The organism is Cupriavidus sp. 05N39 (assembly GCF_056397325.1).
Genome location: NZ_JBFTNE010000075.1, coordinates 31266 through 45713, shown reverse-complemented (window position 1 = coordinate 45713; position 14448 = coordinate 31266). Strand labels below are relative to the sequence as shown.

Sequence of the window (14448 nt, the reverse complement as noted above, 5' to 3'; positions counted from 1 at the left end):
GCGATAGGCTGCACCCGCGATCGTATTGGCCGGCTCATAGGCAACGCTAGTCTTGAACGGCAGGAAGTTCACCATCGTTTCCATCAAGCTGGTGTATTGCCTGCCCAATGAAACCTTGCCGAAGCCGCTTTTCGTCAGGCCGATTGCCGCTTGGCGATAGAACAACTGCGAAGCGGAGACGAGCTTACCGTCCCCCGGCGTGAAACCGCTCTCGAGCCAGAAGGTTGCCTTCAAGCCATCGCCAAGGTCTTCTTCCCCTCTCAAGCCCCAGCGTGACGCGGAGAGCCCCCCATATTTTTGCAGTCCGACGAGACTACCGGCACTCGTTGCGGTCGATGCCCGGTTCACGTACTCGATCCCGGTATCGAAGACCCCGTACAAGGTGACGCTCGATTGCGCACGCGCCAGAGAAGAACTCAGGCTGCAGAGCACTGCAGCCGCAATAGCTATTTTCCTCAATTTAATGTCTCCCGATTTATTTTTTTGTTTTAATTGCTAAAGCTGGAACTATGCGATAACCATCCTTCGCGTGCTCAGCTGCGAGCGACCGATGCCGGTTCGCAGATCACATCGAGCTCACGTGTCCAGCATGCAAACTCAAGGCTAATGTCATCAGGATCGAAAAAATAGACTGAGCGCATGAAGACATCATCGTTCATGGTTTCGGTGATTTTTTGCGGAGAGTCGTCGTGATTCAGAACGCGTGAAATCTCGATGCCTTCTTCCTCCAGGCGCGCAACATAGGCATCGAACTTCTCAGCCGGCACGTGGAAGGCGAGATGGTTCAACGAACCATGCGCTGTCGTGATCGACCCGTTCCCCGGGAGCGATTCGGGTGCAGCGATCCCTGGATGCGCTTGCGGGGCATCGGGAAACCAGAAGAAGGCGATTGCGTCGCCATTGCCCATATCGAAAAAGAAGTGCTGGCCCCGTCCACCCGGGAGATCAATCGTCTTGATCAAGGGCATCCCGAGCCTGTCCCGATAAAACTCGATCGTCCTGGTCATATCCTTGCAGACCATGGCTACATGGTTCACGCCCCGGATGTCGAACTTGGTATTTACCTTTCTCACCATTGCTGCTTCTCCTCATTGAGTGACTTGTACTTCTTGTGCAGACCCACCGGTAACAGCGGAGTACAGCCGAGCCGCTACTGCGGCTCCACGCCCATGCTGCGCAGCAGGTCGTTGGTCATGGCGAATTCGACTGCGATGTCGCGCGCAAACGGTGCCGGCTCCTTGAGCGTGGGGTGAGCGCCGCCAATGCTGGTGTTGAGGAACTTCTCGTAGTCCGGTGTATGGCACACGTCGTTGAGAGCACTGACCAGGCGCCTCTGCACCTCGACAGGCAGGCCCTTGGGCGCTACCAGGCCAATCCAGGGCGTGGTCTGCAGGAGGGGCGCATCCACACCCTGCTCCTTGTAGGTCGGCACATCGGGCAGCAGGGCGCTGCGAGCGGCTCCCTGGACGGCGAGCGGCTGTGCGTAGCCTTTCTGGACATACTGGGCCACGAGCGCCGGCGGGCCGGCGGTGATGTTGATGTTGTTGCTCACGATGTCCTGGAACGCCGGCGCCGCGCCCTTGTAGGGCACGTGAAGGAAAGACACGTCCGCCGAGCGCTCCAGTATCACCATGATCTGGTGCACGGCGGTGCCGGTACCCCAGGAGCCGAAGGTGATCTTGCCCGGGTTGGCCCTGGCGGCCTGGAACAGCTCCCGCAAGTTCTTGACGCCCAACTGCCGATTGGCAAATAGCACCATCTGCCCTTCCATGACCTGAAACAGCGGCGTCAGATCCTTGCGCACGTCGTAGCCGGGCTTTTTTACAAGGGAGGCAACGCTGATCACAGAGTCCGCGATGGCGACGCCCAGGGTATAGCCATCGGCGGGCGCGCGCGCCACTTCGGCCGTGCCGATCGCGCCATTGGCACCGGCCTTGTTTTCCACGATCACCGGCTGGCCCAGGCGCACCGTCAGCATTTCGGCCACCTTGCGCCCGACGACGTCGGCGGTGCCGCCCGCGGGGAAGGGGTTGATGAGGCGGATGACGCGGTTAGGGTAGTTCTGCTGGGCCCATGTGCGCGTGCCCGCCATCCCACTGGCCAAAAAGGGCAAGGTCGACGCGAGCGAACTCAATCGCTACCTGTGGCTGTTGCCGGCGTGGGCCTCGACCTGGAACAGGCGGTTCCAGGTCGAGCTCCAGGCGTTGGGCCTCGAGCAGCCGCAACGCGCGCTGTTGAGCAATTCGTTTCAAGCCCTGCGCCAGATGCTGCTGGACTACGAGGCACTGGCCATCTTGCCACTCGAGTACGTGGGGGCCGACATTCGGGCTGGCGTGTTGAAGCAGTTGCCGATTCGACATGTCTTTGCGAAGACCCAGTACTGGGCCTATGTCAAGCGTGGACGCGCCATGTCTTTGGCTTCCATTGCCTTTCGCGATAGCCTCATTGCCTTTGCAAGGCAAACGGGCAAGGCGCCGGCGGCGGACCCGTTGTGAAGCGTCAATAGACAATGTCTTGAGCCAGGCCCGGAGATACGCTCTCTATCCAAAGGCAGATCAGACCCGAGGCAAGCACCCGCTTCCCGTTCAGATCTTCGAACATTAGCCCCCAGCCATTTTCCAGCGTACCCAGGTGCATCGTCATCTGCCGGATAGCGTTCTCTCCAGCCAGTCTGCCGCGTGCCTCGTTCAGAGGAATGATCTGGCAACCGCGGGAAAACCCGGGCAGGGAGGCGCCCGAAGAATCATCCGTTCGAACGAGGCGACGCCCTGGTTCCCCCACAGATAATCGACTCGCAGGCTGTGTCCCTTGGCAGGGCGTCGATACCTGTGCCCAACGACAAGACAAAAAGGAGACTACCGGATGACCACTGCGACGCTTTCCTATTCGATGGAAATGCCCATGCTGCTTTCCACGTTGCTGCATGGTGCGGCACGCCACCACCGCAAGACGGAAATCGTATCGGTGATCGACGGCAGCACACATCGCCAGAGCTACGGCGAATGCGAATTGCGCGCACGCAAGGTCGCGCAGATGCTGCTTGCCCAGGGCGCGCAGCCGGGCGACCGCATCGCCACGCTGGCGTGGAACGATCATCGCCATCTGGAGCTGTACTTCGGCATCAGTGGCATGGGCGCGATTTGCCACACGATCAACCCGCGGCTGTTCGCCGAGCAGGTAGTGCACATCGTCAACCATGCGCAAGATCGCTTCGTGGTGTTCTCGCCCGACTTCCTGCCGCTGCTCTCGTCAATTGCGCCGCAGTGTCCTGGCGTGGAGCAGTGGATCATGCTGGGCGAGCCGGGCGACGGGCTCGAGCTGAACGGCATGGCCGTGGCCAGCTTCGAGGCCTTGCTGGCGCACCACGAGGGGATCTGCGGCTGGCCCGAGCTGGATGAGCGCAGTGCCGCGTTCCTTTGCTACACGTCCGGTACGACCGGCCTGCCGAAGGGCGTGGCATACGGGCACCGCGCCACGGTCCTGCACGCTTATGCGTGCGCGCTGCCCGATGCGCACAACCTGTCGGCACGGGACGTGGTGATGCCAGTGGTGCCAATGTTCCATGCCAACGCCTGGGAAGCGCCTTTCTCGGCGACACTCACCGGCGCAAAGCTCGTACTGCCGGGTGGCCGGCTCGACGGTGAATCGCTGTATCGCCTGATCGAGCAAGAGGGCGTGACGTTCTCGATTGGCGTGCCGACGGTGTGGTTCTCACTGCTGCGCCACATGCAGCAGCATGGCTTGCGTTTCCGCACATTGCGCCGGCTGCTGCTGGGCGGTGCGGCCACGCCGCCGGCCATGATCGAAGGCTTCGCCGAGCTGGGCGTCGAGCTCTACCAGGGCTGGGGCATGACGGAAACTGCCGCGCTGACAACCTGCGCCCGCCCGCTGCACCACCAGGCGGGGCTGTCGGACGCCGAATTGCGCAAGACGATTTACCGCAGCGCCGGCCGTGCCGCGGCCGGCGCCGACATGCGCGTAGTCGATCCTGAAAACCGGGAAATCGCCTGGGGAAGCGGCATCGCCGGCTCCTTGCAGGTGCGGGCACCGTGGGCCATTACCCGCTACTACGGGGCTGCCGATTCTGCGTTGCAGGACGGCTGGCTGCCCACCGGCGACATCGCCGAGATCGACGAAGACGGCTTCATGCGCCTCACGGACCGAAGCAAGGATGTCATCAAATCCGGCGGCGAGTGGATTTCCTCTGTGGAGATCGAGAACATTGCTGCCAGCATCCCCGGTGTGCACCTGGCAGCGTGCATCGCGGCCGCGCATCCGAAATGGGGCGAACGCCCGCTGCTGGTCGTGCAGCGCAAGCCTGGCAGCAGTGTGTCCGAGCAGGAAGTGCTGGCCGAACTGGAAGGCAAGATCGTCAAATGGTCGCTTCCGGATGCGGTCGTATTCATTGACGAGATGCCGCTGACAGCAACGGGCAAGCTCTTCAAGTTGCAATTGCGCGAACGCTATGGCAAACACCTGGCGGACAGGATGCAGGCAGCCTGAGCGCAATCTCCACGCGAAGCGAAACCCAAAGGCGGCAGCAGAACCGTCAACACAAATGACAGGCCAAAGCGCCATTCCAAGGAGACTATCGCATGAAATCGCAGCAATCCCGGGCAGGATCCCGCCCCCAGCTTTCACTGTCTGTCCTGTTGGCGCTGATGCTGGCTGGCGCGGCGCCCGGCCTGGCATCCGCCGCCGCGCAGCCCGCTGGCCTGTCGGATGGCGAAGTCCGCATCGGCGTGCTGACCGATCTGTCGGGCATCTACGCGGATGCAAGTGGGCGAGGCTCGGTGCTGGCCGCACAGATGGCGATCGACGACTTTACGGCGCAGGCCAGGCCCGCCTTCAACGTCAAGCTGCTTTCCGGCGACATGCAACTCAAGCCGGATGTCGGGGCCAATATCGCGCGCACATGGTTCGACCGCGAGGGTGTCGACATGATAGTGGACTTGCCTTCCTCAGCCGTGACACTGGCTGTGATGAACCTCGCAGCCGAGAAGAATCGCGTGGTCATCCCCACCGGGCCCGCCTCGCTGCGCATCACCAATGAGGACTGCATGCCCACTACGCTCCACTGGGCTTACGACGAGTACTCCCAAGGCCAGGGCACCGCGCGCGCCATTACCGATGCCGGTCACAAGACCTGGTATTTCATCGAGGCCGACTACGCCGGCGGCAAGGCACTGCGCAACGGGTTCGAGGAAGCGCTGAAGGCTGCCGGCGGCAAGGTCGTGGGTAGCGCGAAGCACCCGCTCGGCGCAGCCGACTTCTCGTCGCAGATCGTGCAGGCCCAGGCCTCCAAGGCGGAGGTCATCGGCATGGCCAATGCGGCCGGCGACTCGGCGAACCTTGTCAAGCAGGCCGCGCAATTTGGTGTCACACCCAAGCAGATCATGGCCGCGTCGCTGATCCATATCACCGACATCCACGGGCTGGGCCTGAAATCGACCAAGGGCATGTACCTGACCGACGGCTTCTACTGGGATCGCAATGAGGAGACGCGCGCGTGGTCGCGCCGCTTCTTCGAAAAGCAGAAGAAAATGCCAACCATGGTTCAGGTCGGTACCTACTCGGCAGTGCTCCACTACCTGAAGGGTGTCAATGCCGCGGGGACCGACGAGGCGAAGGCAACCGTGGCAGCCATGAAGGCGATGCCGGTCAACGATGTGTTCGCCAAGAACGGCCGCATCCGCGAAGACGGCCGCATGGTCCACGACATGTACCTGTTCGAGGTCAAGAAGCCGGAGGACGCCAAGTACGCGTGGGACTACTACGCGCTGCGCGCGACCATCCCGGCCGACAAGGCCTTCCGCCCGCTATCGCAGTCCAGCTGCAAGTACGTCAAGCCGCAGAAGACCTGATCCGCGAGCGTGCCGGCGTTGTTGCACAGCGCCGGCGTCGTCAGGCGATCAGCCCCAGCTTGCGCGCGACAGCCACGGCGTGCGTGCGCGACGAAGCGCCGAGCTTGGCATTGATGCTGCGCAGGTGCGTCTTGACGGTCGTTTCCGAGACAAAAAGCCGGACCGCCATTTCCTTGTTCGCCATCCCGTCGGCCAGCAGGTGGAGCACCTTCAGTTCCTTCTTGGTCAGGCCCTGGCCATCCTGCACCGGATGGGCGTTCGCCATGGCTGGCACTGCGCCCTTCGGCGCGGCGCCGCTGCGCTCGGCAAACATGCCGGCGAGTTGCGCCACCAGAGCGCGGGCCGCCGGCGACAGCTGCGGGCCGCCGCGCGTCCCGCCTGCGCCCACCGCGCCTATCATGCGAGCCACCGGCTCGCCCTCGTCGATGAACGTACTGACGAAGCCTTCGCTGGCGCCGAATTCCAGTGCCGGCGCCAGCTCCTGCAGCGCAAGCGCACTGTCGCCCGCGGCCTGCAATGCCGTTGCCAGCAGGATGCGCAGCTTCAGTGCCCGGCGCCCTCGCTGTGCTGCCTGGGCCAGCGCCAGCGCCTCGCGCAGCGCTTGCGCGGCGCCGGCGGGGTTGCCAAACGCGATCTCCAGCCTGCAATGCGCCAGTTCCACGGTCTCGACGTCGTTGGCATGCGGCACGAACTCCGGGCCGAACGACCAGGCGCGCAGCGCCCGCGCCGCCGCCAGTTCCAGTTCCGCGCCATCGCGGTCGCCGCGCTGCACGGCGATGCGAGAACGCTCCAGCCGCGCGTTGGCGACCATGCGCAACAGCCCGGTCCGGTAGCCCATCTGCTCGCAGTCGTGGAGCCATAACATCGCGTCCTCCTCGCGGCCGTCAGCTAGCGCACCCCGGCATAACAGCACAAAGGTGACAATGAGCGGATCGATATAGGCCGCCTCGCGGATCAGCGGCAGGTAGGCGCTCAGCAAACGCTGCGCCTGATCGCTGCGTCCCGATTCATAGAGGGCTTCGGCCAGGAAGGCCCCGGCGATCTCCTGCCCGTCCACGCGCTGTTCGCCCCGGCTCGCGTCGGGTTCGTGCGCGCCGCGGTAGCGTGTCAGCGCCTGCCGCAACCGGCCCTGGACCAGGTCGATCGATCCGTCCAGGCAATGCGCCACGCGCATGTTCGCCCCGCCGCCGATGCCGGCGTGGACCTGCCGGCTGCTGTCCAGCATCCGGCGCGCCTGTTCGAAGTGACCCAGGTAGATATGACAGGACGCCAATGAATTGAGTTGCACGCCATAGGGAAACACGTGGCTTGGGGAGAGCTTGCGCAAGCAGTCCTGCCATGCGGCGTAGGCCTGGTCGAGCTTGTCGCCCAGCGCCAGGATAAAGGCATGCAGCGCAAGCATGTGCGCGGCAATCTCGGCATCGCGCTCGCCTGCGTCGTGCATGTCTTCGAGCATGCGCAATGCCTTGTCGCCGCGATGCAGGAACGTCAGCGCCCAGGCCTGCACCAGCCTGAGCCGTGGACGGTTCGACAGGCTGCCGGGCGGCAGGCATTCAAACCAGCGCGCCAGCAGGCGGACCCGTCCCTGCCAAAGCAGCGGGTCGGCGTGCTGCTGCAGCAAGTCCAGTGCGGTGCAGAAGTCTTCCGCCTTGAGCGCGTGCTCGATGGCGGGCACAGGCCGGCCCTGTCCGACAAACCATTCGCTCGCCAGGCGGTGCAGCCTGGCGATCTCCACGCCGCCGTGCAGTTGCGCCAACCGTGCCTTGAGAAAGTCGGAGAACAGGCTGTGATAGCGGTACCACTGGCCGGCCGCATCGAGGCTGGTAAGGAACAGATTCTCGTGCGCGAGCCGTTCCAGCATCGCGGTGCCGTCGCCGCGCCCGGTCACCGCATTGCAGAGTTCGGCGCTGAACGGACCCAGCAGCGATGTCTTCAACAGGAAATCCTGCACTTCGGGCGACTGGCGTGAGAGCACGTCTTCGGCCAGGTAGTCCGCCACGGYTGCATCGGAGCCGGAGAATGTACCGATGAACGCCGAAACATCCTCGCAGCGCTGCATGGCCAGCACCGCCAGCCAGATCGCCACGACCCAGCCCTCCGTGCGCAGGTGCAGCTTGCGCAGGTCTTCCTTGGAAACGCTTTGCCCGATGCGCTCGCGCAGGTAGGCGCCTGTCTCTTCGAGGGTGAAGCGCAATGCGTCGGTCGTGATCTCGAGCAGCCGGCCGTGGGCCCGCAGCCTGCCGAGCCCCAGTTCCGGTGTGCCGCGCGAGCCGACCACGAACTTGCCGTGTGCCGGCATCTGTCCGATCAGCTGGCGCAGGAATTCCAGCGCGGCCGGGTTGTGCAGCGCCTCGAAGTCATCGAGGAATATGGCGAATGGCACCGGGAAGCGCGTCAACCGGTCGACCAGCGTATCCGTCGGCAAACCGTCTTGCCCGGCCGCGATCACGTCTTCGTTCCCCTCGCACAGGGCATCCACTGCCACGTTTAGGGATGCCAGGAAGATGGAGAAGTCGTTATCCGCGGCTCCCAACTGGCACCACGCCGTACGCATGCCGGCGGCCACACACGCCGCATGGATATCGAGCATGGTGTTCGTCTTGCCAAAGCCGGCCGGCGCCTGCACCGAAACGAGCCGCACATCGCTGGCCTGTATGACGGGCGCCGCCAGGCGGTCCCGGGCCAGGTGCGTGCGCAGTCGCTGGGGAACAAGGAACTTGGCGGGCGGGGTACGCATGGCAATCCGGGTGGACTTCGCTACTGGTTGGGATAAGCGTGGATTCTATCCGCTCATGGCGCTATCCTGTGCCGGTCATGGCGTGCTCTGCCGGTATCGACGCCACAATGCGGGAAAATCGTCCCTTTGGATGAAGTATCGCCCGTGCGCAGGCGCTAACCTTGGCGGCACCCCGGCTTGGCCCGGCCCAAGCGTGTACCCGCCTGCCGGCCGCACACCGGCAGGCGTCACCACAGCACCAGAGCGAGACGAATATGGACTTCAGTTTGAATGCCGCGCAGCAGGCCTTGCAGGCACGCACCCGCGAGTTCATCGCGGAACACATCATGCCGATGGAGCGCGATCCCAGGCAGACCGCGCACGGACCCACCGAAGCGCTCCGCGCGGAGCTGGTTGCAAAAGCCCGCGCCGCCGGCCTGTTGACGCCGCACGCCTCGAAGGAGGCAGGCGGCCTTGGCCTGAGCCATGCCGACAAGGCGATTGTGTTCGAAGAAGCGGGGTATTCGCCTCTTGGTCCGGTCGCGCTGAACATCCACGCCCCCGACGAAGGCAATATCCACCTGATGGAAATCGTGGCGACGCCGGCGCAGAAGAAGCGCTGGCTGCAACCCCTGATCGACGGACACACACGCTCCTGCTTTTGCATGACGGAACCGTCGCCAGGTGCCGGAGCGGACCCGTCCATGCTCCAGACCGTCGCGGTCCAGGATGGCGACGACTACCTCATCACCGGCCGCAAGTGGTTCATTACCGGTGCCACGGGCGCCACCTTCGCCATCATCATGGCGCGCATGGAAGACGGCACGGCAACGATGTTCCTTGCCGACATGGACCAGCCGGGCGTGGAAATCGAGCGCCAGATGGATGCCCTCGACACTTGCTTCACCGGCGGGCATGCCGTCGTGCGGTTCGACAAGCTGCGCGTGCCGGCCACCGATGTCCTCGGCAAGGTGGGGGAAGGCTTTCGCTATGCGCAGTTGCGTCTCGCCCCCGCCCGCCTTACCCACTGCATGCGCTGGCTTGGAGCGGCACGGCGCGCCCATGACGTGGCGGCTGACTATGCCCGGCAGCGCCGCGCGTTCGGCCGTAGCCTGGTCGAGCACGAAGGCGTGGGCTTCATGCTTGCCGACAACGAGATGGAACTGCACATTGCCCGGCTGACCATCTGGCATTGCGCCTGGGTCCTGGACCAGGGCGAGAAAGGCCGGCACGAGTCAAGCCAGGCCAAGGTGATCTGTTCCGAAGCCCTGTGGCGCATCGTGGATCGCTCTGTCCAGGTGCTGGGTGGCAGCGGCGTAACCGACGAGACCGTCGTCGCCCGCATTTTCCGGGACATGCGCGCATTCCGCATCTACGACGGCCCTTCGGAAGTCCATCGCTGGAGCATGGCGAACCGCATCGCGCGGGGATAGGAATACGGGCGTTTCCGTTGGCCGGAAACGCCCGTATTCTTCTGTCGGCCTGTACGGGGAAGACCCGTGCGCTAGGCCATGCGCTCCGACAACCCCAGCGAGCGGCCGACAATCTCCAGCATGATCTCCGAGCTTCCCGCATAGATCCGCGACACTCGCGCATCGCGGTACATACGGCTGATCCGGTATTCGTCCATATAGCCGGCTCCGCCGTGGAACTGCAGGCAATCGTCGATCAGGCGATTCTCCAGTTCTGAAGTCAACAGCTTGGCCGAGGCGGCTGTCGGCGCATCCAGCCGCCCGGCGTTGTGCTCAATGACCAGTGTGTCGATCCAGGACTGCATCGCGTCGAGTTCCGCATGCTTGCGCGCCAGTGCGAACCGTGTGTTCTGGAAAGCGCCCAGCGGACGGCCGAACGCACGTCGCGCCTTCACGTAGTCCAGCGTCAGGTCCAGCGCCACCTGCGCGTGCGCGACCGACTGGCAGGCACTGAGCAACCGTTCTTCCGCCAGTCCTTCCGCCAGGTAGCCGAGCCCCTTCGCGGGGTCACCCAGCAGGTTGGCATCCGGTACGAATACGTTGTCGAAGAACAGTTCTGCCGTGTCCTGCGCGTCAAGGCCAAGCTTGTCCAGCTTGCGCCCCCGTTCGAAGCCGGGCATGCCGCGTTCCACCAGGAAGAGCCCGAAGGCGCGTGGCTGGGCCGGATCGGTGCGGGCCACCACGATGACCGCATCGGCATTCAGCCCGTTCGAGATATACGTCTTCGTGCCCTGCAGCAGCCAGCCGCCGTCGGTTTTCCGCGCGCGCGCCTGGATGCCCGCCAGGTCCGAGCCTGTTCCGGGCTCGGTCATGGCAATGGCAAGAATGCGCTTGCCGCTTGCCGCATCGGGCAGCAGCCGCGCCTTCTGTTCATCATTGCCCAGGCGTGCGATGTAGAGCCGTAAGCGTCGGCAAGCGCATCGCAGGCAAGCACGAAGGCGCGTACGCCAAGGGTGTCGACCAGCGACAGGGGCCCGCCAGTCCATGCCGGGAAACCGAGTCCAAGGATGGCGCCAATGTCCGCGTCTTCCGGCGCCGAGATCACGCCTTCTTCCATGCAACGGACCGATTCCAATGCCTGGACATGCAGGAGACGCCGTTTCACTGCTTCCAGTCCGGGTTGCTGTCGCGCCGCCGGGTACTCTTGCGCCAGTCCCGGCCACAGGCGCTTCTTGCCGCCCTCCGGGTAGTCGTAAAATCCGCCGCCGCGCTTGCGGCCCAGCCTGTCAATGGCATTCATGCGGGCGATGACCGGCTGTGCGTGGATGCGGCGCAGCGGCTCGGGCACACCGTCCGCCTCGGCCTGCCTGACCACGCGCTGCTGCAGGTCCAGCGACACTTCGTCCAGTACGGCCAACGGGCTCACCGCCATGCCGGCCATGCGGGCGGCGTTCTCGATCAGCGCCGGCTTGACACCCTCGGCAAGCATCGCCATTGCCTCGTCGACGTATGCGCAGAAGATGCGGCTGGTGTAGAAGCCCGGACTGTCATTGACCACGATGGGCGTCTTCCTCAGCCGGGCAGCCAGGTCCATCGCGTGCGCCAGGGTTTCGCGCGATGTCCGCTCGCCCAGGATGATCTCCAGCAAAGGCATGCGGTCCACCGGGGAGAAGAAATGCATGCCGATGAAGCGCTCCGGCCTGCCGGTGCCCGTGGCCAGGCTGGTGATGGGCAAGGTGGACGTATTCGAAGCAAAGATCGCCGTGGGCGACAGCACGGCCAGCGCACGGGCGATCACATCGGCTTTGACAGCGCGATCTTCGAACACGGCTTCGATCACGAAGTCGCAACCGTCGAGGTCGGCGTACTGCGCCGTCGCATGAATCAGCTTGCCCGCGTGCTGCGCGGGTTCGCTTTGCGTCGTTGACACCGCCGCGCGGGTTGCCATCTCCATGGCGCGGAGCCGGCCAGCGGCCGCTTGCTCGCGTGTGGCATCGAGCAGTACCACTTCGATGCCGGCCCGCGCAGCGGCGAACGCGATGCCTGCCCCCATCATGCCTGCGCCGAGAATCCCGAGCCGTTGCGCCGCCCCCCGGGGAATGCCCTGCGGACGGTGCGCAAGCCGCTCGTAGCGCTTGCGGTTGACGAACTGCGTGCGGACAAGGTTGCGTGCGACAGGGTCCGCGGCGAGCTGCGCGAAGTACTGAGCTTCGATCGCCATGCCGCGGTCGAAGGGAAGCTGCGTGCCCTCATAGACGGCCGAAAGAATCGCCAGCGGCGCCGGATAGTTGCCGTGCGTGCGGCTGCGGACTTGCGCGATGCCGGTATGGAAGCTGCGCAACGCATGCTCGGCCAGCGCGCCGGCGCCCCCTGGCAGGCGGTAGCCGTCCCGGTCCCAGGGCTGGCGCGCGCCGCGATTGGCCAGCAGCCAGCGCTTGGCGCGCATCACCAGCTCCGCGCACGGTGCGATCTCATCCACGACGCCGAGCGCCAGCGCGCGCTCGGGGGCGAGGGGGGTGCCATCCAGCAGCAGCGGCAACGCGGCTTCAATCCCGAGCAGGCGTGGCAGGCGCTGGGTTCCGCCACCGGCCGGCAACAGGCCGACCCCGACTTCTGGCAGCCCGACGCGCGTATCGGGCGCATCCGACAGCACGCGGTAGTGGCAGGCCAGGCAAAGCTCCAGCCCGCCGCCGAGCGCCGTGCCGTTGATGGCGGCAGCGAACGGCTTGCCGCCGGTCTCCAAGCGGCGCATGAAAAGGTTCTCGGCGACGAAACCGGGCAGCGCGCTTCGCCCCTGCGTCAGCGCTGCCTCCAGACGGCCAAGCACCGCGTTGAGGTCTGCGCCGGCGAGGAAACCGTCCTTGCCGGAAGTGATGATGGCGCCGACGATCGCGTCGTTGGCCAGCACGTGCTCGACTGCCTCGCTCATCCCAGCCGTCAAGGCCGGCGTATAGACGTTGACGGGCCGATCGGCGCAGTCGATTGTGATCAGTGCAATCCCGTCTTGATCGACGGAAACGGAAATGGGCTTCATCAGTACGTTTCCTGATTGGGGGTGCGGTATGGCTTGAACATAGTCCGCAGGTTAAACACGCTCGATCAGCGTCGCGGTGGCCTGGCCGGCAGCAGCGCACAAGGTAACCAGCCCACGGTGCAAGTCGCGACGCTCCAGTTCGTCGAGCAGCGTGCCCAGCAGCATGGCACCGGTCGCACCCAGCGGATGGCCCAGCGCAATCGCACCGCCATTGACGTTGACCTTCGCGTGGTCGATATCGAAGGCCCGCATGAATACCAGCGGTACGACGGAGAACGCCTCATTGACTTCGAAGAGATCGATGTCGGCAATGCGCAAGCCGCTGCGCGCCAGCAGCTTCTTCGTGACAGGGACCGGCCCCCCCAGGTTCATGTTGGGATCGCTGCCAAGCGAGGCAAAGTGGCGGATGCGGGCGCGCGGCCTCAGACCGGCGCGTTCGCCGAACGCCTTGCTGCCGACCAGCACCACGGCGGCGCCATCGACAATGGCGCTGGCGTTGCCGCTTGTGTGGATATGCTCGATCTGCTCCAGTTCCGGATAGCGCTGCAGGGCGATCGCGTCGAAGCCCTGCTTTCCGGCGCCGGCAAACGCAGGCGCCAGCTTCTTGAGGCCTTCCATGCTGGTCTCGGGCCGGACGGCTTCATCCCGCGCCAGGACGACGTCGCCGGTCACGTTGCGCACCGGAATCAGCGATCGGTCAAAATGACCTTGCTGGCTTGCATGCGCCGCGCGCTTCTGGCTCTCCAACGCATACGCGTCCACGTCGTGACGCGTCAGGTCCTCCAGAGTGGCAATCAGGTCGGCCGCCACGCCATTCGGCATGTAAGGAAACTGCCGCGTAATGGACGGATCGGTATAGATTGCACCGCCATCCGAGCCGATGGGCACGCGCGACATCGATTCGACGCCTCCGCCGAGGGCCGCTTCGATCTGGCCGGCCATGATCGCCGCCGCGGCCTGGTTGACGGTATCGAGGCCGGATACACAGAAGCGGTTGAGCTGGTAGCCCGGCACGCTCTCGCCGTAGCCCGCTGCCAGCAACGCGATGCGCGTCAGGTCGGAACCTTGTTCGCCCAGGGGCATGACAATGCCCAGGCCTGCTTCCTCGATGAGTGTCGGATCCAGCTCATGGCGCTCGCGCAGCGCACGCAGCGTCTGCGCGGCGAGCGAGACAGGCGTGATGTCGCGCAAGGCTCCGGTGTCGCGGCCCCTGCCGCGCGGCGTTCGGACGGCGTCATAAAGAAAGGCTTCGTTCATTTCGATTCCTGGTCTGCATGGGTTCGGACCGGGCGGCAAGCGCGCGCGGCCTCCGCGGTACCACATATTTTGCGAAAGGATTATGTTGTGCCGCCCGGGCGACTCGCCTCGTTCAAAGGGATGAATATTCGGTGGGCGTCGGTCTGCTTGGCCTTCGAGACAGCG

General features: G+C 64.6%; 10 protein-coding genes and 1 pseudogene. 4 read left to right on the top strand and 7 right to left on the bottom strand.

Annotated elements, in window-relative coordinates; translation table 11 throughout:
* The 3 genes from AC1DN0_RS29390 to AC1DN0_RS29380 form a co-directional block, all read right to left on the bottom strand.
* The coding region (locus AC1DN0_RS29390) for a porin (RefSeq protein WP_477146206.1) at positions 1 to 459 on the bottom strand (459 nt) is incomplete at its 3' end.
* 74 nt (positions 460 to 533) lie between these two features.
* Complete coding sequence (locus tag AC1DN0_RS29385) at positions 534 to 1076, bottom strand: VOC family protein (RefSeq protein WP_441630344.1); 543 nt, start codon at positions 1074 to 1076, stop codon at positions 534 to 536.
* A 74-nt stretch (positions 1077 to 1150) separates the two neighbouring features.
* Positions 1151 to 2092, bottom strand: coding sequence for a Bug family tripartite tricarboxylate transporter substrate binding protein (locus AC1DN0_RS29380; protein ID WP_441630342.1), 942 nt, complete (start codon positions 2090 to 2092; stop codon positions 1151 to 1153).
* Here AC1DN0_RS29380 and AC1DN0_RS29375 point away from each other — a divergent pair.
* From AC1DN0_RS29375 to AC1DN0_RS29365, 3 genes are all read left to right on the top strand, one after another.
* Positions 2082 to 2495 (top strand): substrate-binding domain-containing protein, encoded by a 414-nt coding sequence (locus AC1DN0_RS29375; RefSeq protein ID WP_441630340.1) that lies wholly within the window; start codon positions 2082 to 2084, stop codon positions 2493 to 2495. The genes AC1DN0_RS29380 and AC1DN0_RS29375 overlap by 11 nt on opposite strands.
* 367 nt (positions 2496 to 2862) lie before the next feature.
* Entirely contained in the window at positions 2863 to 4503 is a 1641-nt protein-coding gene (locus AC1DN0_RS29370) for a long-chain-fatty-acid--CoA ligase (protein WP_441630338.1), read from the top strand.
* 92 nt (positions 4504 to 4595) lie between these two features.
* A complete protein-coding gene (locus tag AC1DN0_RS29365) occupies positions 4596 to 5864 on the top strand; it encodes an ABC transporter substrate-binding protein (protein WP_441630336.1) in 1269 nt (422 codons plus the stop codon).
* A gap of 40 nt (positions 5865 to 5904) precedes the next feature.
* Here AC1DN0_RS29365 and AC1DN0_RS29360 read toward each other — a convergent pair whose 3' ends face one another.
* On the bottom strand, positions 5905 to 8601 hold the full coding sequence (locus tag AC1DN0_RS29360) for a winged helix-turn-helix domain-containing protein (protein WP_477146205.1): 2697 nt from the start codon (positions 8599 to 8601) through the stop codon (positions 5905 to 5907).
* 254 nt (positions 8602 to 8855) lie between these two features.
* On the opposite strand from AC1DN0_RS29360, the gene AC1DN0_RS29355 reads away from it, so the two are divergent.
* Entirely contained in the window at positions 8856 to 10013 is a 1158-nt protein-coding gene (locus tag AC1DN0_RS29355; protein WP_441630332.1) for an acyl-CoA dehydrogenase family protein, read from the top strand.
* A 71-nt stretch (positions 10014 to 10084) separates the two neighbouring features.
* On the opposite strand, the pseudogene AC1DN0_RS29350 reads toward AC1DN0_RS29355, so the two are convergent.
* The 3 genes and pseudogenes from AC1DN0_RS29350 to AC1DN0_RS29340 form a co-directional block, all read right to left on the bottom strand.
* Positions 10085 to 10948: pseudogene (locus AC1DN0_RS29350) on the bottom strand (acyl-CoA dehydrogenase family protein); the annotation flags it as partial.
* The gene (locus tag AC1DN0_RS29345; RefSeq protein ID WP_477146204.1) at positions 10861 to 13026 is read right to left on the bottom strand and encodes a 3-hydroxyacyl-CoA dehydrogenase NAD-binding domain-containing protein; all 2166 of its coding nucleotides are present in this window, start codon (positions 13024 to 13026) and stop codon (positions 10861 to 10863) included. The pseudogene AC1DN0_RS29350 and the gene AC1DN0_RS29345, both read right to left, overlap by 88 nt.
* 51 nt (positions 13027 to 13077) lie before the next feature.
* A complete protein-coding gene (locus AC1DN0_RS29340; protein WP_441630327.1) occupies positions 13078 to 14283 on the bottom strand; it encodes an acetyl-CoA C-acetyltransferase in 1206 nt (401 codons plus the stop codon).
* Between the last annotated feature and the right edge of the window lie 165 nt (positions 14284 to 14448).